Here is a 23,828-nt window from a genome sequence, read left to right as displayed (position 1 = left end):
CACCATTCAATGCGTGTACGCGTCCACTGTGCGGTTCCCGAGTAACGAACGGGAACCCGTTTGACAACTCGATAGCGTTACGGCGGTCATAGCGAAGGGGAAACGCCCGGTCCCATTCCGAACCCGGAAGCTAAGCCCTTCAGCGCCGATGGTACTGCACTCGCCAGGGTGTGGGAGAGTAGGACGCCGCCGGACATCATTCAGGAAGAGCCACCCCTACGGGGGTGGCTCTTTCTGTTTCCCGACACAGTTGAGCCACCTTTGCGGGTGGCTCTTTGTGTTTCCCAAAGCAGTTGAGCGACCCTTGCGGGTGGCGCCTTCAGTTTTTGAGCGCCTTCGTGTGCGAGCGGTGTCGGGCGTACCGGCGCAGTGGGAGAACGCCTCGTGAGCGGCTCGCGTCTGGAACCGGCCGGGTCACGACGTCGTGAGCAGGGCCTCGACGGCGTCGGCGAGATCGTCGATCGGGAGCCGCCCGTCCAGCACGGTGGTGGCGCCGCGGCGCAGCAGCGGTTCCACCGTCCGCACGTACTCGGTGATCTCCGCACGATCRGCCGGTGTGCGGCCGTAGGGGTTGGTCGTCCTCGTCGCGACCCGTGCGAGGAGGACGACCAGTGGGGCGGTCAGCAGGATCACGTGCTCGAACCGGTCGTAGAAATGGCCCTGGTTCTCCACGGTGCCGGAGACGACGATGTCGTGTTCGCTGGCGAGCAATCGAGCCATGCGCGGCCCGTCCCACGTTCCCGGGGCGGCTTCCCAGCCGCCGTGGTCGGTGTCGACGGTGCGGTGGCCGCGACGGCTCAGCTCGTCGAGGAGCGTCGACTTTCCTGCTCCGGACATGCCGGTCACGAGCACTCTGGACATGGCGTCGACCGTAACCGTTCACGGGCATGCGAGAAGGGGGAGCCGGTGGTTCCCCCCTTCTCGTTCGTGGCTGTGCTGTTGCGTGTCAGCCGGCCTCGAAGACCACGACGCCCAGGGGAGGGACGCGGATCGACGCGGAGTACGGGCGACCGTAGTGCGGTTCGGGGAGGGCCTCGATCTCGCCCAGGTTGCCGACGCCGGAGCCGCCGTACGCCTCGGCGTCGGAGTTGAAGATCTCGCGCCACCGACCGCCGCGGGGCAGGGCGAGACGGTAGCCCTCGTGGGGGATCCCGGCGAAGTTGATGACGACCGCGACGGGCGGCGCGTCGTACCCCTTGCGCAGGTACGCCAGGGTGTTGCGGAACGCGTCGTCGGAGTCGATCCACTCGAACCCGTCGGGGGAGTGGTCGAGCTGCCAGAGGGCCGGGGTGTCCGTGTAGACGCGGTTCAGGTCGGCCACCGAGCGCATCACTCCGCCGTGGGCGGGGTCGTCGAGGGCGTGCCAGTCGAGGGAGCGCGACTCGGCCCACTCGGTCTGCTGCGCGAACTCGCTGCCCATGAACAGCAGCTGCTTGCCCGGGTGGGTCCACTGGTACCCGAGCAGCAGGCGGACTCCGGCGAGCTTCTGCCAGTGGTCGCCGGGCATGCGCTCGTAGAGCGAGCCCTTGCCGTGCACGACCTCGTCGTGGCTGATGGGGAGCACGAACCGCTCGGAGTAGGCGTAGACCATCGAGAAGGTGATCTCGTTGTGGTGGTAGCGCCGGTGGACCGGCTCCTCCGCCAGGTAGCGCAGGGTGTCGTTCATCCAGCCCATGTTCCACTTCAGGCCGAACCCGAGGCCGTTGCCGTCGGTGGGGGCGGTGACGCCGGGCCATGCCGTGGACTCCTCGGCGATCATCATGATCCCCGGGGTGCGCCGGTAGGCGGTGGCGTTGGCCTCCTGCAGGAACGAGATGGCGTCCAGGTTCTCGCGGCCGCCGTACTGGTTGGGCCGCCACTGACCGGGCTTGCGGGAGTAGTCGAGGTAGAGCATCGAGGCGACGGCGTCGACGCGCAGGCCATCGACGTGGAACTCCTCGAGCCAGTACGTGGCGTTGGCCACGAGGAAGTTGCGGACCTCGGAGCGGCCGAAGTTGAAGACGTAGGTGCCCCAGTCGGGGTGCTCACCGAGCAGGGGGTCCGGGTGCTCGTAGAGCGGGGTGCCGTCGAACTGGGCGAGGGACCACTCGTCCTTCGGGAAGTGGGCGGGCACCCAGTCGACGATGACGCCGACCCCGGCCTTGTGCAGGGTGTCGACGAGGTAGCGGAAGTCGTCGGGGTGGCCGAACCGCGAGGTCGGCGCGAAGTACGACGACACCTGGTAGCCCMAGGACCCGCCGAAGGGGTGCTCGGCGACGGGCAGCAGCTCCACGTGGGTGAAGCCGAGGGAGACGACGTGCTCGGTCAGCTGGTGCGCCAGGTCCCGGTAGGACAGCCCGACCCTCCAGGAGCCCAGGTGGACCTCGTAGACGCTCATGGGGGCCGTGTGGGGGTCCCGCGCGGCGCGCGCGGCGAGCCACGCGTCGTCGGTCCACCGGTAGCGGGACTCGACGACGACGGAGGCCGTTGCGGGCGGCACCTCGGTGCCCTGCGCGAGCGGGTCGGCCTTCTGACGCCAGGAGCCGTCGCTGCCGAGGACCTCGAGCTTGTAGCGGGCACCGGCGCCGACGCCGGGGGCGAAGACCTCCCAGACGCCGCTGTCGCCCAGCGAACGCATCGCGTGCGAGGCGCCCTGCCAGTAGTTGAAGTCGCCGACGACGCGCACGGCGCGGGCGTTCGGGGCCCAGACGGCGAAGGACGTGCCGCTGACCTCGCCCAGCTCCCCGGGGTACGTGCGCACGTTGGCGCCGAGGACGGTCCAGAGCTGCTCGTGCCGGCCCTCGCGCACGAGGTGGCGGTCGAGCTCCTGCACGGTGGGCAGGAAGCGGTAAGGGTCGTCGACGGTGCTGGTGTGCCCGTCGTACGTCACCTCGAGGCGGTAGTCGGGGACGTCGGCACCCGGCAGGACCGCGACCCAGATCCCGTCCTGCTCGTGGCGCGCCGCGACGCGCGACGTGGACGTGACCACGACAACCGACTCGGCGAGCGGCCGCAGGGTGCGCACGGTGACCCCCCCACCGCCGACGTGCGGGCCGAGGACGTCGTGCGGTGCGTAGTACGCCCCGTGGGCGACGGTACGCAGGGTGTCGATGTCGACGGGAACCGGAGAGGGGGCGGCCGGGCTCATGCCCCTACCCAACCACCCGCACGGGTTCCGCGCAGGATGGTCCCCGGGGTGACCTGCGCCTCAGCTGTCCTCGGGGGGCGCGGTGGTGGTCGTCCCCCGGKCCACGAGCCGGGGCAAGGGCGCGGTGTAGGAGCGGACGGCGCCGGACGCGAGGAGGTTGAGCACGCAGTCGGCCACCTGGACGCCCATCGCGTGCACGTCGAGGCTCATGGCCGACAGGGCGGGGTGGGACAGCCGGCACAGCGCCGAGTCGTCCCAGGCGAGCAGGGACAGCCGCTCGGGCACCGCGACGTCCATCTCGTGCGCGACGCCGAGGCCGGCGACGGCCATGACGTCGTTGTCGTAGATGATCGCGGACGGCGGGGTGCCCCGACCGAGCAGGGCCCGCGTGCTGCGGGTGCCGGACTCCTCGCCGTAGTCGCCCTCGACGACCGCTCCGTGGGCGCCGAGGCGAGCGCACTCGCCCATGAACGCGTCGGTGCGCGCCTGCGTGTGCGCCAGGTGGCGGGGGCCGCTGACGCGGGCGAGGCGCCGGTGGCCGAGCCCGACGAGGTGGGTCACGGCGGTCCGCATTGCCTGCGCGTTGTCGATCCACACGTTGGCGAACGGCAGGTCCGGGCGTGGGCCGCCGACGACCACGGTGGGGATGCCGATCTCGCCCAGGACGTCCAGGCGGGCGTCCTCGAGCGCGATGTTCACCACGACGACGGCATCGACGAGGTTCCCCTCGCCCCAGCGGCGGTACGTGCGGATCTCCGCGTCGTGATCGGGCACGACGTGCAGCAGCAGGGAGCGTCCCTCGGCTGCGAGGGATTCCTCGATGCCGCCGATGAGCTCCATGAAGAACGGCTCGAAGCCGAGCATGCGGGCGGGTCGAGCAAGAACCAGTCCCACCGCGTCGAGCCCATGTGCCATGGACGCGAGCGTACCTGCGGTGGGACGTCGTTCAGGCTGGCGACTGGGTGAGGTCATGGGCGCCGACCCGGGGGAGCACCACGTCGTTGGCGGAGCGCAGCACGGGGGCGCGGGTGAGGGCCTCGGGGTCGAACGCCCCGCGGGTACGCACGTGGAACGAGGCGGTGGCACCCGCCGCGATGTCGACGAGGGCCGTGTCGACCACCGCGTCCGGGTCGAGCCGGTCGACGAGGAGCGTGACGTCGCGGGCGAACGAGGTGGCGTGCACGTCGACGCGGTAGCCGTCCTGGACGGGCATCACCGTGGCCCGCAACGCGTCCGGGTCGAGCGACAGGTCGACGTCCTCGACCCACGTGTGAGCCGTCTGCAGGCCGCCGAGGCGGACGACGAGCACCTCTCGGGCGGGGTCGGCCGGGGTCGCCACCGTCGCCGGCAGCGCGAACTGGCCGACGGACCAGGCGCCCACGGCGAGCGCGAGATCCTCCTCGGCGAGGACGGTGCCGTCGAGCCGCTGGCGGGAGAGACGGACGATGCCCTGCCAGATGACGGGGGTCTCGTTCACGACCGCGAGCACCTCGCGGCCCTCGCGCGGCTGCACGGTGAGCAGGCGCGACGCGTAGGCGGTCTTCAGCGCGTACCAGAGGGGTTTGAGCCGCTCGTCGCCGTCGATCGCGGCCCACGACGTCACCGGCCAGCAGTCGTTGAGCTGCCAGACGATCGAGCCGGCTGTGCGCGGCCACCAGGAGCGGTAGTGCTCGATGGCGAACCGGACCGCGCGTGCCTGGTTGAGCTGGGCGGCCCAGTGCCAGTCCGTGAAGTCCTCGGGCACGCCGAGGTGGGGCGCCATGCCGCGGTCGAGCTTGCCGTTGCCGTCCTCGGCCTTCTGGTGCAGGAGGAACGTCGGGTCGTCCTTGGTCAGCGGGCCGCCGTCGGCCGCGTGCACGGCACGGGTCAGCGTGGCCCACGTCGGCGGTCCCTGGAACCCGAACTCCGAGCAGAAGCGGGGGACGTCGTCGCCGTACACGCGGTAGTCGACGCGGTTCCAGACCTCCCACTGGTGGAACGTGCCGTGGTCGGGGTCGTTGGGGTGGACCTCGGTCAGCGTGGCACCGGGGGAGTACGGGCTGCCGTCGGAGTACGGGCGCGTGGGGTCGAGCTCGGCGACGATGTTCTTGAGCAGCTCCGTGGCGTAGCGGAAGCCCCAGGTGCGTCCCTGCAGCTCCTCCTGCCAGCCCCAGTCCATGAAGCCCCAGAGGTTCTCGTTGCCGCCGTTCCACAGCACGAGCGACGGGTGCGGGGTCAGGCGGGCGACGTGCTCGCGGGCCTCCGCCTCGAGCTCGTCCCAGATCGGCTGCTCCTCGGGGTAGGCCGCGCAGGCCAGCAGGAAGTCCTGCCAGACCAGCAGGCCGCGCTCGTCGCAGAGCTCGTAGAAGTCCTCGGACTCGTAGATGCCACCGCCCCAGATGCGGACGAGGTTGAGGTTGGCGTCGACGGCCTGGTCGAGCCGGTGCGCGAGCCGTTCGCGGGTGATGCGGGTGAGCAGGTGGTCGTCGGGGATCCAGTTGGCGCCCTTGACGAAGATCGGGCGGCCGTTGATCCGGAACGTGAAGGCGGTGCCGTGGTCGTCGGCGCCGGTGTCCAGCTCGACGGTGCGGAAGCCGATCCGGCGGCTCCACGTGTCGAGCGGCTCCACCGGGTCCGACCCGTGCAGGGCGACCGTGAGCTCCGAGAGCGGCTGGGCACCGTGGCCGACGGGCCACCAGAGCGGGGCGTGCGGGACCTCGAGGACGGCGACGGCCGAGCCGGCGTCGGCCGGCACGGTGACGGTGACGTCGGCGCCGGCGACCCGGGCGTGCAGCGAGAGCGGCGCGTCCCCGCCCGGCAGACCCGAGCGCTCGATCGTCGCGTGCACCTCGACGCGGCCGGTCCCGTCGGGCTCGACCGTGACCAGCGGTCGGACCCCGGCGAGGCGGGCCACCGTCCAGCGCTCCACCGTGACGGGGCGCCAGAGGCCGGCGGTCTGCAGGTCCGGTCCCCAGTCCCAGCCGAACGAGCAGGCCATCTTGCGGACCATGTTGAACGGCTGCGGGTACGCGAGCGGGCGCGGTCCGAGACGGACGGTCTCGGCCTCGGCGTGCACGAGGGCGGACTGCAGGAGGACGCGCAGGCGCTGCGTGGTCGGCCGGAGGAGGTCCCGCACGTCGAAGCGGTAGGAGCGGTGCTGGTTGGCCGTCCGGCCGATCTCGTGCCCGTCGAACGTCAGCGTGGCGACGGTGTCGATGCCCTCGAAGACGAGGTCGACCCGCTCGTCAGGACCTGCCGGCGCGAGGTCCAGGTCGCGCTCGTACGCCCAGTCCGTGCGCTTCATCCACGCCAGGTGCTCCTCGTTGCGGTCGAGGTACGGGTCGGGGATGAGGCCGGCCTCGAGCAGGGCGGTGTGGCTGGTGCCCGGCACGCGGGCCCGCACGCGACGGCCGTCGAGGTCGGTCGGGACGGGGCCGGCGACAGCGGTCAGCGACCAGCCGTCGTACAGGTCCTGGGTGTTCATCGTCGTGCTCCTGGGTCCGGGGGTCCGGCGTGTGTGCGTCGCATCCTCGCGACGCACATCGTCGGCGCCCGCGGACGGGGCCGATCATCTGGCAAGTACCCTAGAGCCATTCTTAGACAACTGAATAAAGTAAGTCAATGACGCAGCCGTCGTAGCGTTGCACCGATCCAAGCCGTCCCACCCGGAGATGCCTCTCGTGACCGCCGACGCCACCGCCCCTGAGCTCCTGCACCTGCGCGCCGCGGGGGTGAGTCTCGTCGTCGACCTCACGGGCGGGACGCTGCCGCGGATCCTGCACTGGGGCGGTGATCTGGGCGACCTGCAGGGCCCGGGGCTCGAGGCCGCACGCCGCGGCTGGGACGTCGTCCCGCACGGGTTCCCGGTCGACGGGCAGGTCGAGGTCGCGGTCCTGCCGCAGGAGTCGGCCGGGTTCCTCGGCACGCCGGGCCTGGTCGGGAGCCGGGCGGGGCAGGACTTCTCGACGCGGTTCTCCGTCGCCTCCCACGAGCTCGTCACCACGCCCGACGGGACCCAGCGGCTGACGGTCGACGCGGTCGACGACGCGGCCCGGCTCGCGCTGACGCTCGAGATCGAGCTGACCGCCCAGGGGCTCGTCCGGGAGCGTGCCGTCCTCACCAACGAGGCCGACGAGACGTTCGGCCTCGACGCGCTGCTCCTCACGCTGCCGGTCCCCGCCGTCGCGACCGAGCTGCTCGACTTCACCGGCCGCTGGGCGCGGGAGCGCAGCCCGCAGCGCACGGCGTTCACCCACGGCACGCGCCTGCGCGAGAACAGGCGYGGTCGCACCGGCTACGACGCCGCGTTCGTCCTCGTCGCGGGGACCGCCGGCTTCGCGAACCGCACCGGCGAGGTCTGGGGCCTGCACACCGCCTGGTCCGGCAACCACCGCTCGCTCGCCGAGCGCAGCCACTACCACTCCGGGCTGCTCGGCGGCGGCGAGCTGCTCGGCTCGGGCGAGGTCCGGCTGGGCCGGGGCGAGTCCTACGCCAGCCCCTGGGTCTACGGGTCGTGGGGGGTGGGGCTCGACGCGCTCGCGGGCCGGTTCCACGCGTGGATGCGCGCCCGCCCGCAGCACCCGCGGTCGCCGCGGCCGGTCACGCTCAACACGTGGGAGGCGGTCTACTTCCAGCACGACCTCGGCCGGCTCACCGCGCTCGCGGACGCGGCTGCCGCGGTCGGTGCGGAGCGGTTCGTGCTCGACGACGGGTGGTTCGGTGATCGTCGCGACGACACCAGGGCGCTCGGGGACTGGTACGTGTCCGCGGACGTGTGGCCCGACGGGCTGCACCCGCTCGTGGACCACGTCATCGGGCTCGGGCTGCAGTTCGGCCTCTGGGTGGAGCCCGAGATGGTCAACCCCGACTCCGACGTCGCCCGCGCGCACCCTGACTGGATGCTCCGCGTGCCGTCGCGGCTGCCCCGGGAGGCGCGGCACCAGCAGGTGCTGGACCTCGCCGTCCCGGAGGCCTACGCGTACATCCTCGAGCGTCTCGACGCCCTGCTGACCGAGTACCCGATCGGGTACCTCAAGTGGGACCACAACCGCGACCTGGTCGACGCCGGCCACGGGGGAGCGCCGGGGGTGCACGGGCAGACGCTCGCGGTCTACCGGCTGCTCGACGAGCTGCGCGCGCGGCATCCCGGCGTCGAGATCGAGTCCTGCTCCTCGGGCGGTGCCCGCGTCGACCTCGAGATCCTGCAGCGCACCGACCGCGTGTGGGCGAGCGACTGCATCGACGCCTACGAGCGGCAGCAGATCCAGCGCTGGACCAACCTGCTGATCCCGCTGGAGCTCATCGGCGCGCACGTCGGCTCCGGGACGGCCCACAGCACCGGCCGTCGGCACGACCTGTCCTTCCGGGCGGCGACCGCGCTGTTCGGGCACCTCGGGATCGAGTGGGACCTGCAGGAGGCCGACGCGGCGCAGCTGGCGGACCTCGGCGCGTGGATCGCCCTCTACAAGGACGTGCGACCGCTGCTGCACTCCGGGACGGCCGTGCACGCCGACGTCGTCGACCCCGTCCTGGCGGTGCACGGGGTGGTCGCGCAGGACGGCGGCGACGCCCTCTACGCCGTGGCGATGACGGGACGCTCCACGAGCACGTCGCTGCCGCGCGTCACGCTGCCGGGGCTCGACCCCGACGCGCTCTACGACGTGCGCCCGCAGGCGCCCGGCGACCACGTCGACCACGCGCCCGCCTGGTGGACCCCGGAGGGGGTGCGGCTGCCCGGCCGGCTGCTCTCGGGTGTGGGCCTCGAGGCGCCCCTGCAGCTGCCCGAGCGCATTGCGCTGGTCCGGGCGACCCGGGTCTGAACGAGGCCGACGGCGGAGGCAGCCAGCCCAGCTGCCTCCGCCGTCGAGATGGGGGACTACTTCGTCGCGCCCGAGGTGAAGCCGTTGTAGATGTACCGCTGCAGGAACAGGAAGAGCACGAGGATCGGGATGATCGTGATGATCACACCGGCCGAGATGATCTCCCACTGCGAGCCGTACGGGCCCTTGAAGTCGAACAGCGTGGTGGAGATCGGCCTCAGGTCCTTCGACGGCAGGTACAGGAACGGCAGGTAGAACTCGTTGTAGATCGCGATGCCCTTGATGATGACGACCGTCGCGATGGCCGGCTTGAGGTTGGGCAGGATGATCTGGAAGAAGATCCGCAGGTGCCCCGCTCCCTCGATCATCGCTGCCTCGTCGAGCGACTTCGGGATCGCCCGGATGAACTGCAGGAAGATGTAGATCGAGATGATGTCCGTGCCCATGAACAGCAGGATCAGCGCGAACCGGGAGTCGTAGAGCCCCAGGCCGTTGATGATCTGGAACGTCGCCACCTGCGTGGTGACGCCGGGGACGAGCGTCGCGAGCAGGAACAGCGCGAGCACCGTGGTGCGGCCGGCGAACCGGAACCGGTCGAGCGCGTAGGCCGTGGCGGCACCGATCAGGATCGTGCCGACGATGGCGGCGCCGAAGATGAAGAGGGTGTTGCCGAAGGCCGAGAGCATGTTGCCGCGGGTGAACGCCGTGACGTAGTTCTCGATGTTGCCCCAGTCGGTCGGCGGGGTCATCGGTCCCGTCGAGAGGAACTCCTGGCTGGTCTTGAAGGACCCGAACAGGATGAGGCCCAGGGGCAGCAGCATCGCGATCGACGCGAGGACGAGGGAGACGTACTTCCCGGTGCTGGTCACGGCGCGGATCATGTGAGGTCCACCTCCTCCTCGGGGATCAGCCTGCGTTGGATCCAGGTCACGAGCAGCACGATCAGCAGGAGCACCACGGCCATCGCGGAGGCCAGGCCGACCATGTTGCGCTCGAAGGCCATCCACACCGTCCGGATGACGAACGTCTCCGTGCCGTTGGCGCCGCCGGTCATGACGAACGGGACCTCGAAGACCGACAGCGCGCCGGAGATCGCGAGGATGAGCGACAGGCCGATGATGGGGCGGATCGACGGCAGGATGATGTAGCGGAACTGGTGCCACCGGTTGGCGCCGTCGAGCTCCGACGCCTCGTAGACCTGGGTGTTGATCGACTGGATCGCACCGAGGAACATCACGAAGTTCAAGCCCATGTACCGCCAGACGGACACGCCCGCGAGCGAGAAGTTGGCGACGTCCGGGTCGCCGGTCCACTGCTGGATCAGGCTGTCGAGCCCGACCCCCATGAGGACCGTGTCGAGGCCGCCGTCCGGCTTGAGGAAGTTGAGGAAGATCAGGCCGATCGCGACCCCGTTGATGAGGTACGGGAAGAACAGGATGCCCTTCCACATGTTCCTGAACCGGGTGTTGAACGACAGGATCGTCGCGAAGTACAGCGCGAGCCCCATCTGCAGGAACGACGCGGCGAAGTAGTAGAGGGAGACGTAGAAGACGCGGACGTTGTCCGGGTCCGTGAAGACCTCGACGTAGTTGTCGAAGCCCACGACGTTCTTGGTCTTGTCCAGGCCGTCCCAGTCCGTCGCGGAGTACCAGAACATGTTGAGGACGGGGGCGAACGTGAGGAGAAGCAGGAGCCCGACGGGGATCAGCAGGAAGTAGTAAGGCGTCAGCCGGCGGTACCACGCGGTGCCGCGGCCCGCACCGCCCCGGGGCTGCCGGGGGGTGCGGACCGCGTCGGACTGCTGCGCGGCCGCCGTCGTCGGGTCGTCCAGACCCGAGGGAGCGGTCGTCATGGGAGGGACCTCAGCCGGCCGAGGCCCGACCCTCGGCCCACTGGGCGTTGAGGTCGTCGAAGATCTGCTGCTTGGTCCGGGCGCCGGAGCGGGCGTCGTCGATGTTCTTCTGGCGGAACTTCGGGTCCGTCGTCACGATGCCGGAGGCCTTGTCGATGTCACCGAACAGCGCCTCCTTGCCCTCGGGGGCCGGGTTCAGCGTGATGAGCTCGACCTCGCTGACGAAGCCCTCCAGGGCTGCCGGGACGGGGCCGTCGATCATCGGGGACAGGCCCGCCTGCGACTCCGAGAAGCCCGAGTCGTGGTTGAACCAGTCGATCCACGCACGCGCGGTCGCCTTGTTCTCCGAGTTCACGTTGATGCCGAGGTTGTAGTCGCCACCGGCGACGGAGTGGAACTTGCCGTCGGCCTTGACCGGGGTCGGGGCGTAGGCGATGTCGTCGCCGCTGGCGCCGGCGGCCTCTGCAGCGGCGGCCATCTGCGGGATGGCCCACGAGCCGAGGACCATCGTGGCGACGTCACCGGTACCGAGGAGGCGCTTCGACTCCTCCCAGTTGGTGGTCGTCGGGTCCGCCTCGGTGAGGCCCTGGGCGACCGCGTCGTAGATGAGGCCGTCGATCACGCCGTAGTCGCTGTCGTCGGTCCACGGGGTGTCCGACTCGGTCATCTCGTTCTTCACGTCGGGGTCGGCCGAGACCGCGCCGAGCCAGCCGTCCCACTGCGAGAGGGGMCAGCCGTCCTTGTAGTTGGTGTAGAGCGGAGCGACCTTGACGCCGTTGTCCTTGATGGCCTGGAGCGCGTCGAGGAACGCCTCGGGGGTGTCGGGGAACTCCGTGATCCCGGCCTCCTCCCACACGCGCTTGTTGTAGACGAAGCCCTGGACGTTGCCCACGACGGGGATGCCGTACGACTGGCCCTCGAAGGACTTGTCGTTGATCCAGCGGTACTCGCCGCCGATCTCGTCCTGCGTGCCGAGGGGCTCGAAGAAGTCCGCGTACTGGTCCGGGGTGACCGAGCCGGGGATGGCGAGCACGTCGCCGTAGTTGTCGGTGCTCATGCGCGTCTTCACCTCCCCCTCGTAGTCGGTCAGGCCCTCGACCTTGACGTCCGTGACCTCGGGGTACTTGGCCTTGAACTGCTCGACGTACTCGTCGAAGGTGCCGTCCTCCACGAGGTCGGTGCGCCAGGTCAGGACGGTGATCTCACCCGAAGGGGTGCCGTCGCTGCTGGCCGCGTCGTCGCTGTCGCCGCTGCCGGACGAGCAGGCGGCCGTGAGAGCGAGGAGCGAGCCGGCGGCCGCGAACGCCATGAGGCGGGTGCGTCGCTTCTGAGGGAACATCGTTGATCCTCTCTTCGGGCCGGCACCTCCGCGTGCCGACCAGGGTCTGATGAGGCACGGCGGMTCGGGGGTCGAGTTCACTGTGCTCCGCGTGGCATTCTTAGGCAAGTGAACAAAGTTAGTCAACGGGCGTGTCCTACAAGACCTCGGCCGTACCCAGATCGTTATGGTGTGCCACGAGGGGGACACCCCACGAAGGAGGACGGGTGAGCGGCTCCCAGCCGGGTCTCGGCGCCGCGCACGCGAGCAGCCGGTCGGCGATCCTGGACCTGATTCGGGCCGCCGGGACGATCAGCCGTGTGGAGCTGACGCGCGCGACGGGGCTCACCGCAGCCACCATCTCGACGGTGGTGCGGCGCCTCATCGACGACGGCCTCGTGCTCGAGGTCGGCCGGGCGGAGTCGACCGGCGGCAAGCCGCGCATGCTCCTCCAGCTGGACCCGTCCGCGCGCTACGCCGTCGGCGTCCACCTCGACCACGCCGGGATCACGTACGTCATCGCCAACCTCGGCGGCGCGATCGTCGCCCGCTGGCGGCGTCCCGGAGCGGGGTCCGACGACCCCGCGACCGTCGTCGCCCGCATCGCCGCCGAGATCAGGACGACCATCACCCGCGTCGGCGTCGACCCCGCGCGGATCCTCGGGCTCGGGGTCGTCTCGCCCGGGCCGATCTCCTCGTCGACGGGGATGACGCTCACCCCGCCCGTGATGCAGCGGTGGGCGGAGTTCCCGCTCGCCGCCGCGCTCGAGGACGCCGTCGGGCTGTCCGTCCTGCTCGACAACGACGCGACCGCCGCCGCCATCGGCGAGTACTGGTCCGGCGGGATCGCCACCGGGTCCGCGTTCGCGGCGCTCTACATGGGCACCGGGATCGGCGCGGGGATCATCGTCGACGGCACCGTCTACCGCGGCTCCAGCTCGAACGCGGGCGAGGTCGGGCACATCTGCGTCGACCTCGACGGCCCCGTCTGCTGGTGCGGGAACATCGGCTGCGTCGAGGTGCTCGCCGGTCCGGCCGCGGTCGTCGCGGCGGCCCGCGACGCCGGGCTCGACCTGGCGGGCCGCAACGTCGCCGAGAACTTCGGGGCGCTCGCGCGCGCGGCCAGCCGGGGCGAGGTCCTCCCGCTGCAGCTGCTGGAGCGGTCGTCGCGGTACCTCGGCGTCGCCGCGCAGACCCTGGCCAACGTGCTGGACCTCGAGCTCGTCATCCTCACCGGGCCGGCGTTCGCGCTCGCGGGCTCGCTGTACCTGCCGGAGATCGAGCGTCGGCTAGGGCAGTCCTTCTTCGCGCGCGGCAGCCACCCCGTGCGCGTGACCATCTCCTCGAACGCGCCCGAGGCCGCCGCCGTGGGCGCCGCCGCGCTGGTGCTGCAGAGTGAGCTGGCGCCGCGCCAGGCGGGCGTGCGGATGCCGCTGGAGCTCACCCTCGAGGTCACTGCCGGCTAGTCAGCCGCTCCAGGCCGGCGATCGGGATCGGCAGCCACGTAGGTCGGTTGCGGGACTCGTACACGGCCTCGTAGAGCGTCTTGTCCAGCTCCAGGGCGCGCAGCAGGGTCTGGTCCCCGCCTCCGTACCCGCGCAGCAGCCCGGCGCGGGCGCTGGCCGTCCAGGCCGTCGCGTCGGCTCCCGTGAGCCCACCCACGGCGGCCGCGTAGTCCACCGAGCGCAGCAGGCCCGCGAGGTCGCGCAGGGCGAGGTCGGGACGGGTGCGCTGGTCGAGGGGGGCGAGGGGCTCGCCCTCGAAGTCCATGATGAACCAGGTGTCGTGCGACCGGAGCACCTGCCCGAGGTGCAGGTCGCCGTGCACGCGCTGCCGCGGGGGAGCCGCCGGCAGGGCCCGGACCTCGGCGACGACGGCGGCGACGCCGGCCGCGAACCGGGTCAGGGACGGGACTGCCGAGAGCGCCCACGAGAAGCGTGCGGCCACGGCCCGGGCGACGTCCTCGGGCCCCTGGTCCGACGCGTCCACCCCGTAGGCCGCCACGAGGGCGGTGTGCATGCTCGCCGTGATCGCGCCCAGGTCGGCGGCGGGCGAGGCGAACGACTCGCCGCGGGCCGCGTACGCGCAGGCCAGCTCGAACCCGTCCTCGGCAGCGTCGACGAACGACGCGAGCACCCCGAGGTAGCCCGACACCGGTGCGCCGTCCGGACCGGTCCACTGCCCCTGCAGCCACGCGAGCGGCGCCGGGACGTGCTGCCAGCCCACGTCGACCAGGTGGCGCGGCACGTCGACGTCGGGGTTCTCCCCGGGCGCGACGGCGCGCAGCACCTTGAGGATGCCCGGGCGGGCGCCCGGCAGGATGACCGAGGTGTTGGACTGCTCGCCGGTGACGACGCGGGCCGCGCTGACGTCGACGTCGGCCCCCGGTCCGTCCGCGACGGCCAGCCAGGCGCGCAGGAACGCGGGATGGTCGGCCCCGTCCAGGACGCTGCGACCGTCGAGGACACCGATCGCCTCGTCGTCGGCGCTGTCGGTCAGCACGAGCGGCACCTGCAGGACGGCGTCGATGGACCCGGCCCGCGTGCGGACCAGGAGGACGGTCACGTCGGTGGCGAGGTCGAACGCGCCCACCACCGACAGCTCCGCGCTCGCACCCTTGGCGGGGAACCAGCGGCGCGTCGGCAGCCAGTCCCGCAGGACCTCGAGCAGGCGTGCGTCGTCGGGGGACGTGYGGGCGATCAGGCTCACGGGGCGGTCAGCTCCAGCCAGTAGAAGTCGCGCGAGCCGAGGGTGAACGACGCGGACCCGTCGGCGCCGATCGCGGCGAACGGAGCACCACCGAACACGTCGTGCACCGACCACCCCGCGCGGTCCTTCAGCGCCACCGTGGCCGCCCGTGCGGTGGACGCCATGTTGGCGACGACGAGGATCGTCTCGTCGGCGGTGTGCCGGCAGAAGGCCAGGACCGAGTCGTTGTCGCAGGGCAGCACCTCGAACTCGCCGGCACCCAGGGCGGGGTGCTGGCGGCGGACGGTGAGCATGCCGCGGACCCAGTGCAGCAGGGACGTCGGCTGCGCCAGCTGCGCCTCGACGTTCGTGTGGCTGAAGTGGTGCACCAGCGACTGCACGAGCGGCAGGTAGAGCTTGCCCGGGTCGGCCGTGGAGAAGCCGGCGTTCCGGTCCGGCGTCCACTGCATGGGGGTGCGGACCGCGTCGCGGTCGGGCAGCCAGATGTTGTCGCCCATGCCGATCTCGTCGCCGTAGTACAGGCACGGGCTGCCCGGCAGGGACAGCAGCAGGGCGTGCGCGAGCTCGATCTCCTTGCGCGAGTTGTCCAGCAGCGGGGCCAGCCGGCGCCGGATCCCGACGTTCGCGCGCATCCGGGAGTCCGGCGCGTACCAGCCGTACATCGACGCGCGCTCCTCGGTGGAGACCATCTCGAGCGTGAGCTCGTCGTGGTTGCGCAGGAAGGTGCTCCACTGGGCGCCGTTGTTCGGGATCGGCGGGGTGTCCGCCAGGATCTCGACGATGCTCGTGGCCTTCTGGTCCCGGATCGAGTAATAGATCCGCGGCATCACGGGGAAGTGGAAGCACATGTGGCACTCCGGCTCCTCCTCGGTGCCGAAGTAGTGCACGACGTCCTCGGGCCACTGGTTGGCCTCGGCCAGCATGATCCGGCCCGGGAACTCCTCGTCGATCATCGCCCGGACCTTGCGCAGGAACGCGTGCGTCTCGGGGAGGTTCTCGCAGTTGGTGCCCTCGGCCTCGAACAGGTACGGCACCGCGTCCAGCCGGAAGCCGTCGACCCCGATGCCGAGCCAGAACCGGCCCACGTCCAGCATCGCCTCGACGACGCGCKGGTTCTCGAAGTTCAGGTCCGGCTGGTGCCCGAAGAACCGGTGCCAGAAGAACTGGCGCCGCACGGGGTCGAAGGTCCAGTTGGACGTCTCCGTGTCCACGAAGATGATCCGCGCGTCCTGGTACCGGGTGTTGTCGTCGCTCCACACGTAGAAGTCCCCGTAGGGGCCCTCGGGGTCGGAGCGGGACGCCTGGAACCACGGGTGCTGGTCGCTGGTGTGGTTCATCACGAGGTCGACGACGATGCGCATCCCGCGGGCGTGCACCTGCTCGATGAGCTCGGTGAAGTCGGCCATCGTGCCGTACTGGCCGGCGATCGCGGTGTAGTCGGCCACGTCGTAGCCACCGTCGCGCAGGGGGCTCGGGTAGAACGGCGGCAGCCACAGACAGTCGATGCCGAGCCACTGCAGGTAGTCGAGCCGGTCGATGAGCCCGCGCAGGTCACCGCTGCCCTGGCCCGACGAGTCCGCGAACGTCCGGAGCATGACCTCGTAGAACACCGCGGTCCGGTACCACTCCTGGTCCTCGGCCAGCCCTCCGGGCGACTCGACGGGATGCGGCAGAGCCGTGGGACGGTGTCCGGGCAGCACGATCTGGGCGGTCGTCGGTGCGGGCTCTCGCGCGTGCCGGCCGGTGGTCGGGGTCTCGGTCACGGCGCCACCAGGCTCACCACGTGCGCCGCGCGGACGGTCGGGTCGAGCCGGACGAAGACCGACGGACCCCACTCGTACGTCTCGTTCGACAGCACGTCGTGCGCGACGACGGGCCGGTCCGGGTCCAGCCCGAACGCGTGCAGGTCCAGCTCCACGGTGCCGCCGCGGGCGTTCCACGGGTCGAGGTTGACGACGACCACGATGGTGTCGGCACGGCCCGTCGGGGAGTGCTCGGCGTCCAGGTGCTTGGCGAAGGCGACGAGCGCGTCGTCCGACGTCGGCAGGACGCGCAGGTTCCGCAGCTGCTGCAGGGCCGGGTGGGTGTGCCGCAGCTCGTTGAGCCGGCCGATCAGCAGGTTGATGCCGAGGGCGTCGGCCTTGGACCAGTCGCGGGGCTTGAACTCGTACTTCTCGTTGTCGATCTGCTCGTCGACGCCCGGCCGCGGCACGTGCTCGACCAGCTCGTACCCGGAGTAGATGCCCCACGTCGGCGCGCCGAGGGCGGCCAGGACGGCCCGGACCGCGAAGCCGCGCAGCCCGGTGGCCTGCAGGTACGGCGGCAGGATGTCGTGCGTCGTCGGCCAGAAGCTGGGTCGCATCCACGCGCCCTGCTCGCCCGAGACCTCCGCCAGGTACTCGGTGATCTCGTCCTTCGTGTTCCGCCACGTGAAGTACGTGTACGACTGGTGGAAGCCGATCTTGGCGAGCGTCTGCATCATGGCCGGGCGCGTGAACGCCTCGGACAGGAAGATCACCTCGGGGTGGTCGGCTCGCACCGACTCCAGGATCCGGGCCCAGAAGTCGAGCGGCTTCGTGTGCGGGTTGTCGACGCGGAACAGCGTCACCCCGTGGTCGATCCACACCTGCAGGACCCGTCGGATCTCCGTGTAGATGCCCTCGGGGTCGTTGTCGAAGTTCAGCGGGTAGATGTCCTGGTACTTCTTCGGCGGGTTCTCCGCGTACGCGATCGTGCCGTCGGCCCGCGTCGTGAACCACTCCGGGTGCGCGGCCACCCACGGGTGGTCGGGAGAGCACTGCAGCGCGATGTCCAGCGCCACCTCCATGCCCAGGTCCCGCGCCGCGGCGACGAACGCGTCGAAGTCGTCGAACGTGCCCAGGGTCGGCTCGATCGCGTCGTGCCCGCCCGCCGGGGAGCCGATCGCGTACGGGGAGCCCGGGTCGCCCAGGTCCGCGAACAGCGAGTTGTTCGGGCCCTTGCGGTGGGTCTCGCCGATGGGGTGCACGGGCGTGAGGTAGACGACGTCGAAGCCCATGCCCGCGATCCGCGGCAGGTCGAGAGCCGCGGTGCGCAGCGTGCCCGACGCCCACTTCCCGGCCGCCGCGTCGTACTTGGCGCCCTGCGACCGGGGGAACAGCTCGTACCAGGAGCCCGCGAGGGCGAGCGGGCGGTCGACGGTCAGCGGGTAGGCGGGCGAGCGCGTCACGGAGTCGCGCAGCGGGTGCTCCGCCAGGGCCGCGTGCACCTTGCCGGACAGGCCCGCCGCGAGGCGCGCCTGCGGGGTGTCGCGGATGTCCCGCAGCCCCATGACCGCGTCCTTCAGCACCCGGGCGGCCGGCTTGGACATCGCGTCCGCACCCTTGCGTGCCGCCGCGCGCTCGAGCAGCAGCGCGCCCTCGGCGAGCATCAGCTCCACGTCGACGCCGGCCTCGACCTTGATCGTGGCGTCGTGCACCCAGGTCCCGTACGGGTCCGACCAGCCCTCGACGCGGAACGTCCAGTCGCCCGTGCTCGTCGGCACCAGGCGGGCCTCGAAGCGGTCCAGACCGGGGGCGATGTCGACCATCCGGGCGCTCGCGCGGTCGACGCCGGAGGGGTCGGTCAGCACCGCCGTCGCAGCGACGGCGTCGTGCCCTTCGCGGAACACGGTCGCCCGGACGGGGACCGCCTCACCGACGACGGCCTTGGCGGGGAACCGGCCGGCCTCGGCCACGGGGGAGACATCGACGACGGGGATACGTCCGACAGAGGTGCCGAGGGGCACGGGGCGAATCGTCACGCTCCCGAACCTATCCGTAGGTCCAGGTCGGGGGCATCTGGAGCCGCGGCTCGGACGTGTCGCGACGTCGTCAGGCGGAGCCCAGCGCCCTGCCGACCGTGCGGCCGGTGAACAGGCAGCCGCCCAGGAACGTGCCCTCCAGCGCGCGGTGGCCATGCACGCCGCCGCCACCGAAACCGGAGGCCTCGCCCACGGCCCACAGGCCCGGCAGGACCTCGCCGTCGGGGCGCAGCACGCGGCCCTCGAGGTCGGTGTGCAGGCCGCCGAGGGTCTTGCGGGTCAGCACGGAGAGCCGGACGGCGAGCAGGGGACCGTGCTCGGGGTCGAGAAGCCGGTGCGGCTTGGCGACGCGGATGAGCTTGTCGACGACGTAGCGCCGAGCCATCGCCGTCGCGACGACCTGCGGGTCCTTCCCCAGCCCGGTCTCCACCTGCCGGTCCCGCGCGACGATCGTGCGCTCCAGGTCGTCGGCGTCGATCCGGTCCGAGCCGGACAGCGCGTTCATCTTGGCGGCCAGCTCCGCAGGGGTGTCCGCCCACAGGAACTCGTCGGACTTCTCCGCGAACGCCTCGACCGGCCCGACCGCACCCGGCTTCACGCGCTCCAGCAGCAGCTTCATGTCCTTCCCGGTCAGGTCCGGGTTCTGCTCCGAGCCGGACAGCGCGAACTCCGACCCGAGGATCGTCTTGTCGAGCACGAACCACGAGTGGTCGTCGCCGCGCTCGGTGATGTGCGTCAGCGAGCCGAGGGAGTCGAAGCCGGGGAACAGCGGCGCGGGCAGCCGGTGCCCGTCGGCATCGAGCCACAGGCTGCTCGGCCCGGCCAGGATGCGGATGCCGTGCTGCGACCACACCGGCGAGTGGTTGGTGATGCCCTCCGGGTAGTGCCACATGCGGTCCTCGTGCACGACGGCGGCACCCGACGCCTTCGCGGCGGCGATCCCGGAGCCGTCCACGTGGTCGGGGACGCCCGAGAGCATCCGCGCGGGCAACCGTCCCGAGGACGCGGGCCACGTCGAGCGGACCAGGTCGTGGTTCGCGCCGATCCCGCCCGTGGCGATCACGACGGCGCTCGCGGACAGCTCGAACGGCTCCTGCACTGCGCGCGAGCTGGGCACCGCGCGCTCGACGGCGTCGGGGACCAGCACGTCGCCCCGGACGCCGGTGACGCGGCCGTCGGTGGTCACCAGGCCGGTCACGCGGTGGCGGAACCGCACGTCGACCAGACCCTCGCGGCGGCCGTCGAGCAGGGCGCGGACGAATGGTTCGAGGATGCCCGGACCGGTGCCCCACGTGACGTGGAACCGCGGCACGGAGTTGCCGTGCCCGTCGGCCAGGTAGCCGCCGCGCTCGGCCCACTGCACGAGCGGGAACCAGCGCACGCCCTGGGAGTACAGCCACGAGCGCAGGTCGCCCGCGGCGAACTCGACGAACCCCTCCGCCCACGCGCGCCCCCAGCGGTCGGAACCGTCGTGGGCGAAGTCCGCGGACCCGAACCAGTCGGCGAGCGCGAGCTCCGCGGAGTCCTTCACCCCGAGGCGGCGCTGCTCGGGGGAGTCGACGAGGAAGAGCCCTCCGAACGACCAGAACGCCTGACCGCCCAGGCTCGCGGCGGGCTCCGCGTCGAGCAGCGTGACCCGGCGACCGGCGGCGAGCAGCTCGGCGGTGGCGACGAGACCGGCGAGGCCCGCGCCGACGACCACGACATCGGAGTGCGTCATGGGGCGACTCTACGATCCGTGGGGTGACCTACGTGCTGAGCGACGCGACCGAGCGTCTGGACCGTGACGTCGTCTGGCAGTTCCTCTCGACCGAGGCGTACTGGGGCCGGTGGCGCAGCCGGGCGGACATCGAGCAGCAGATCGACGGTGCCTGGCGGGTGGTCGGTGCCTACGACTCCGATGGCGCCATGGTCGGGTTCGCCCGGGCGGTGTCGGACGGCGTCGGCTTCGCCTACCTGGCCGACGTGTTCGTCGTCCCGGAGCACCGCGGCGTCGGTCTGGGGCGCCGGATCGTCGCGACGATGATCGACGACGGTCCCGGCGCCGACTTCCGCTGGATGCTGTTCACCGGCGACGCCCACGGGCTGTACCGGGAGTTCGGGTTCGCGGAGCCGGACACGACCGCGATGGTCCGCCCCGCCCGTCAGGGCTGAGACCTCAGTCCAGGACGTACACCCGCATGCTCAGCGCCTCGACGACCGTCGCCTCACCGGGCTCGGCGTGCAGGCTGCCCTCGATCGCCGCGGCACGCTCCTCCGCCGGGTTCTCCCAGACCGAGTCCCATGCGAGGCGCCACCGGCCGCCGTGGTCGTCGGCCAGGATCAGGTGCACCGCGTCGAGCGAGCCGTTGATGACCAGCAGCACCGTGTCCTGCTCGGGCGGCGGGGCGGTCCGCACCATCTGCAGGGTGCGGATCGACGGGTCGTGCCACCGGTCGTGGTCGAACGCGACACCGAGCGCGTCGAACCACGCGAGGTCCGGTCGACGGCCCGGCACGTACGGGCGACCGGAGTAGAACCGCTCCGAGCGCAGCGCAGGGTGCTCGCGGCGCAGCAGCAGGAGCCAGCGGGCGGTCGCCAGCAGGTCCTCGCGCCACGGCGTCACGTCCCAGCGCACCCAGGAGATCGGGTTGTCCTGGCAGTACGCGTTGTTGTTGCCCTGCTGGGTACGGCCCACCTCGTCGCCGGCCGTGATCATCGGGGTGCCCGCCGCCAGCACGAGGGTGGCGAACAGGTTGCGGATCGAGCGGCGCCGCAGGGGCACGATGTCGACCGCGGGGGAGTCGGGTCCGACGTGGCCCTCGATCCCGTGGTTCCACGAGCGGTTGTCGTCGCTGCCGTCGCGGTTGTGCTCGCCGTTGGCCGCGTTGTGCTTGTGGTCGTACGCCACCAGGTCCGCGAGCGTGAAGCCGTCGTGGGCGGTGACGTAGTTGACCGACGCGCTGGGCCCACGGACCAGCGGCGGGTCGCTGTGCCCGAACAGGTCCACCGACCCCGCGAGCCGGGTGGCCAGGTCACGGACCCGGTGACCGGGCAGGCCGTGCGCGGCGCGGCCGGGGTCGGCGAGCCAGAACGAGCGGGCCGCGTTGCGGAAGCGGTCGTTCCACTCGGCGAACGGCACCGGGAACTGCCCGGTGCGCCACCCGCCGGGTCCGACGTCCCACGGCTCCGCGACGAGCTTGAGCCCGTGCAGCGACGGCTCGACCGCCATCGCGACGAGCGCCGGGTGGTCCGGAGAGAAGCCGCCCGGGTCGCGGCCGAGCGTGACCGCGAGGTCGAAGCGGAACCCGTCGACCCCGACGACGTCGGCCCAGTAGCGCAGCGAGTCGAGGGTCATGCGGACCACCTCGGCACGCCGGAAGTCGAGCGAGTTCCCGGTGCCGGTGACGTCCGCGAGCGCGGCCGGTGCGCCGCCGTCGTGCGCGTAGTAGGTGGCGTTGTCGAGGCCGCGCCAGGACAGGTGCTGGCCGGGCAGCCCGCCCTCGCACGTGTGGTTGTAGACGACGTCGAGCAGCACCTCGAGGCCGGCCTCGTGCAGCGCGTGGACCGCCCCGCGCAGCTCCGCGAGCACGGCCGCGGGGCCGGCCGCCTGGGCGGCCGCCGTCGCGAAGGCCGCGTGCGGGGCGAAGAAGCCGAGCGTGCTGTAGCCCCAGTAGTTGGTCAGGCCCTTCTCGACGAGGTGCGGCTCGGAGGAGAACGCGTGCACGGGGAGCAGCTCGACCGCGGTGACGCCCAGCCCGAGCAGGTGGTCGATGACCGCGGGGTGCGCGAGGCCGGCATAGGTGCCGCGCAGCTCCTCGGGAAGCCGGTCATGCAGCATGGTCAGCCCGCGGACGTGGGCCTCGTAGACGACCGTGCGGGACCACGGCGTCCAGGGTCGGTTGGTGGTCGGGTCCGGTCCCGGCAGGTCGCGGGTGTCCACCACGACCGAGTACGGGACGTGACCGGCGGAGTCGCGCGGGTCCGCGGGGCCGTACGGGTCGCCCGCCAGGTCGGCGCCCACGAGGTGGCCGTAGGTCTCCGGCGTGTGCGCGACGTCGCCGTCGAGCCCGCGCGCGTACGGGTCGACCAGCAGCTTGGCGGGGTTGTACCGGTGACCGGCCGCGGGCTCCCACGGCCCGTGCGCGCGGAAGCCGTACCGCCGGCCGGCGCGGACGTCGGGGACGGAGGCGCTGAACACGCCGAGCCCGGACGCGGTGAGCGGGACCCGGGTCTCGTCGTCGCCGTCGAACAGGCACAGGTCGACGCCCGTGGCGTGCGCGGCGTAGACGGCGACGTCCACGCCCGCGTCGGTGACATGGACACCGAGGCGTGGCGCTCGCCGGTGGGGGGAGGGCGGGGTCACCCGGACATTGTGGGGGGAAGAAGCCCACACGTGTCGGGCGTCTCCGCCCCTGGACCGTGTGCTCGTCTGGTCCGGGGTGGGCGGTAACGTTCCGCGGGTGAGGATCGTCGTCTGCGTGAAGCATGTCCCTGACATCCAGTCCGAGCGGGCCCTGGGCCCCGACGGTCGCGTGGTCCGCGACGGCGGGGACGGCACCCTGAACGAGCTGGACGAGAACGCCCTGGAGGCGGCGCTCGCCCTCGTCGACGCAGGTGACGGGACCGTGACCGCCCTGACCGTGGGCCCCGACGACGCTGTCGACGCCGTGCGCCGCGGCCTCCAGATGGGCGCCGAGGACGCCGTCCACGTGGTCGACGACGCCGTCGCCGGGTCGGACGCGATCGGCACCGCGCGGGTGCTCGCCGCCGCGATCCGCCACCTGGACGCCCAGGAGCACGTCGACCTGGTCGTCCTGGGCATGGCCGGGCTGGACGGCCTGACGTCGCTCCTGCCGACCGCCCTCGCCGAGCTGCTGGACCTGCCGGCGCTGCCGCTCGCCGCGGAGCTGACCGTCGACGGCTCGACCGTGCGCGTCCGGCGCAACCTCGACCACGCGTCCGAGGTGCTCGAGGCCACGCTGCCGGCCCTGGTGTCGGTGACCGACCAGGCCAACGAGCCGCGCTACCCCAACTTCAAGGGCATCATGGCCGCCCGCAAGAAGCCCGTCACCACCCTGACGCTCGCGGACCTCGACGTCGACGCCTCGCGCGTCGGGCTGCTCGGCGCCCGCACCGAGGTGCTCGAGGCCGCCGCACGACCGCCCCGCGACAACCGCGTGCTCGTGCAGGACACGGGTGACGCCGGGGTCCGCCTCGCCGCGTACCTCGTCGACAACCAGCTCGTCTGACGTCCCGAACCG

General features: G+C 71.7%; 16 protein-coding genes and 1 rRNA gene. 5 read left to right on the top strand and 12 right to left on the bottom strand.

Translation table 11 applies throughout. From position 1 onward, the window contains the following. The first annotated feature begins 78 nt into the window (after window positions 1–78). Window positions 79–195, top strand: a 5S ribosomal RNA gene (gene rrf / locus ACXJKF_RS15370). Window positions 196–414: 219 nt separating this feature from the next. On the opposite strand, the gene ACXJKF_RS15365 is transcribed toward rrf, so the two are convergent. The 4 genes from ACXJKF_RS15365 to ACXJKF_RS15350 form a co-directional block, all read right to left on the bottom strand. Beyond that, window positions 415–861 carry an AAA family ATPase gene (locus ACXJKF_RS15365; protein WP_456788580.1) on the bottom strand — a complete coding sequence of 149 codons (447 nt, stop codon included), beginning with the start codon at window positions 859–861 and terminating at the stop codon, window positions 415–417. A gap of 85 nt (window positions 862–946) precedes the next feature. Beyond that, window positions 947–3,127 (bottom strand): 1,4-alpha-glucan branching protein GlgB, encoded by a 2,181-nt coding sequence (glgB, locus tag ACXJKF_RS15360; RefSeq protein ID WP_456788579.1) that lies wholly within the window; start codon window positions 3,125–3,127, stop codon window positions 947–949. Between the two features lie 60 nt (window positions 3,128–3,187). Further along, window positions 3,188–4,042 carry a LacI family DNA-binding transcriptional regulator gene (locus ACXJKF_RS15355; RefSeq protein WP_456788578.1) on the bottom strand — a complete coding sequence of 285 codons (855 nt, stop codon included), beginning with the start codon at window positions 4,040–4,042 and terminating at the stop codon, window positions 3,188–3,190. Window positions 4,043–4,073: 31 nt separating this feature from the next. Then, window positions 4,074–6,590, bottom strand: coding sequence for a glycoside hydrolase family 2 protein (locus tag ACXJKF_RS15350; protein WP_456788577.1), 2,517 nt, complete (start codon window positions 6,588–6,590; stop codon window positions 4,074–4,076). A gap of 187 nt (window positions 6,591–6,777) precedes the next feature. On the opposite strand from ACXJKF_RS15350, the gene ACXJKF_RS15345 reads away from it, so the two are divergent. Continuing rightward, on the top strand, window positions 6,778–8,925 hold the full coding sequence (locus ACXJKF_RS15345; RefSeq protein WP_456788576.1) for an alpha-galactosidase: 2,148 nt from the start codon (window positions 6,778–6,780) through the stop codon (window positions 8,923–8,925). A gap of 56 nt (window positions 8,926–8,981) precedes the next feature. Here the strand turns inward: ACXJKF_RS15345 and ACXJKF_RS15340 are convergent, their stop codons facing one another. Genes ACXJKF_RS15340 through ACXJKF_RS15330 form a run of 3 tightly spaced genes read right to left on the bottom strand, consistent with a single transcriptional unit; the run spans window position 8,982 to window position 12,116 of the window. Further along, complete coding sequence (locus ACXJKF_RS15340; RefSeq protein ID WP_456788575.1) at window positions 8,982–9,806, bottom strand: carbohydrate ABC transporter permease; 825 nt, start codon at window positions 9,804–9,806, stop codon at window positions 8,982–8,984. Next, window positions 9,803–10,777 carry a carbohydrate ABC transporter permease gene (locus ACXJKF_RS15335; protein ID WP_456788574.1) on the bottom strand — a complete coding sequence of 325 codons (975 nt, stop codon included), beginning with the start codon at window positions 10,775–10,777 and terminating at the stop codon, window positions 9,803–9,805. The genes ACXJKF_RS15340 and ACXJKF_RS15335 overlap by 4 nt, the downstream gene beginning before the upstream one ends. Window positions 10,778–10,787: 10 nt before the next feature. Then, on the bottom strand, window positions 10,788–12,116 hold the full coding sequence (locus ACXJKF_RS15330) for an ABC transporter substrate-binding protein (RefSeq protein ID WP_456788573.1): 1,329 nt from the start codon (window positions 12,114–12,116) through the stop codon (window positions 10,788–10,790). Between the two features lie 206 nt (window positions 12,117–12,322). On the opposite strand from ACXJKF_RS15330, the gene ACXJKF_RS15325 reads away from it, so the two are divergent. Continuing rightward, the gene (locus ACXJKF_RS15325) at window positions 12,323–13,561 is read left to right on the top strand and encodes an ROK family protein (RefSeq protein ID WP_456788572.1); all 1,239 of its coding nucleotides are present in this window, start codon (window positions 12,323–12,325) and stop codon (window positions 13,559–13,561) included. On the opposite strand, the gene ACXJKF_RS15320 is transcribed toward ACXJKF_RS15325, so the two are convergent. The 4 genes from ACXJKF_RS15320 to ACXJKF_RS15305 are packed head-to-tail and all read right to left on the bottom strand — an operon-like array spanning window position 13,548 to window position 20,305. Then, window positions 13,548–14,804: a maltokinase N-terminal cap-like domain-containing protein gene (locus ACXJKF_RS15320; protein ID WP_456788571.1), complete on the bottom strand. Its 1,257-nt coding sequence runs from the start codon at window positions 14,802–14,804 to the stop codon at window positions 13,548–13,550. The two genes, ACXJKF_RS15325 and ACXJKF_RS15320, sit on opposite strands and share 14 nt — an antisense overlap. Then, the gene (gene treS, locus ACXJKF_RS15315) at window positions 14,801–16,567 is read right to left on the bottom strand and encodes a maltose alpha-D-glucosyltransferase (protein WP_456788570.1); all 1,767 of its coding nucleotides are present in this window, start codon (window positions 16,565–16,567) and stop codon (window positions 14,801–14,803) included. Before treS ends, ACXJKF_RS15320 begins: the two co-directional genes overlap by 4 nt. Next, the gene (locus tag ACXJKF_RS15310) at window positions 16,564–18,741 is read right to left on the bottom strand and encodes an alpha-1,4-glucan--maltose-1-phosphate maltosyltransferase (protein ID WP_456788569.1); all 2,178 of its coding nucleotides are present in this window, start codon (window positions 18,739–18,741) and stop codon (window positions 16,564–16,566) included. Before ACXJKF_RS15310 ends, treS begins: the two co-directional genes overlap by 4 nt. After that, window positions 18,656–20,305 carry an FAD-binding dehydrogenase gene (locus ACXJKF_RS15305; protein WP_456788568.1) on the bottom strand — a complete coding sequence of 550 codons (1,650 nt, stop codon included), beginning with the start codon at window positions 20,303–20,305 and terminating at the stop codon, window positions 18,656–18,658. Before ACXJKF_RS15305 ends, ACXJKF_RS15310 begins: the two co-directional genes overlap by 86 nt. A gap of 23 nt (window positions 20,306–20,328) precedes the next feature. Between ACXJKF_RS15305 and ACXJKF_RS15300 the strand changes: the two genes are divergently transcribed. Further along, complete coding sequence (locus ACXJKF_RS15300) at window positions 20,329–20,739, top strand: GNAT family N-acetyltransferase (RefSeq protein ID WP_456788567.1); 411 nt, start codon at window positions 20,329–20,331, stop codon at window positions 20,737–20,739. Window positions 20,740–20,743: 4 nt separating this feature from the next. Here the strand turns inward: ACXJKF_RS15300 and glgX are convergent, their stop codons facing one another. Further along, complete coding sequence (gene glgX / locus ACXJKF_RS15295) at window positions 20,744–22,930, bottom strand: glycogen debranching protein GlgX (RefSeq protein ID WP_456788566.1); 2,187 nt, start codon at window positions 22,928–22,930, stop codon at window positions 20,744–20,746. 97 nt (window positions 22,931–23,027) lie between these two features. Between glgX and ACXJKF_RS15290 the strand changes: the two genes are divergently transcribed. After that, window positions 23,028–23,816 (top strand): electron transfer flavoprotein subunit beta/FixA family protein, encoded by a 789-nt coding sequence (locus ACXJKF_RS15290; RefSeq protein WP_456788565.1) that lies wholly within the window; start codon window positions 23,028–23,030, stop codon window positions 23,814–23,816. The last annotated feature ends 12 nt before the right edge of the window (window positions 23,817–23,828 follow it).

It is taken from the genome of Cellulomonas sp. P5_C5 (assembly GCF_054049655.1).
The sequence above is the reverse complement of the archived record's forward strand: the minus strand, read 5'-3'. Positions and strand labels throughout refer to the sequence as shown.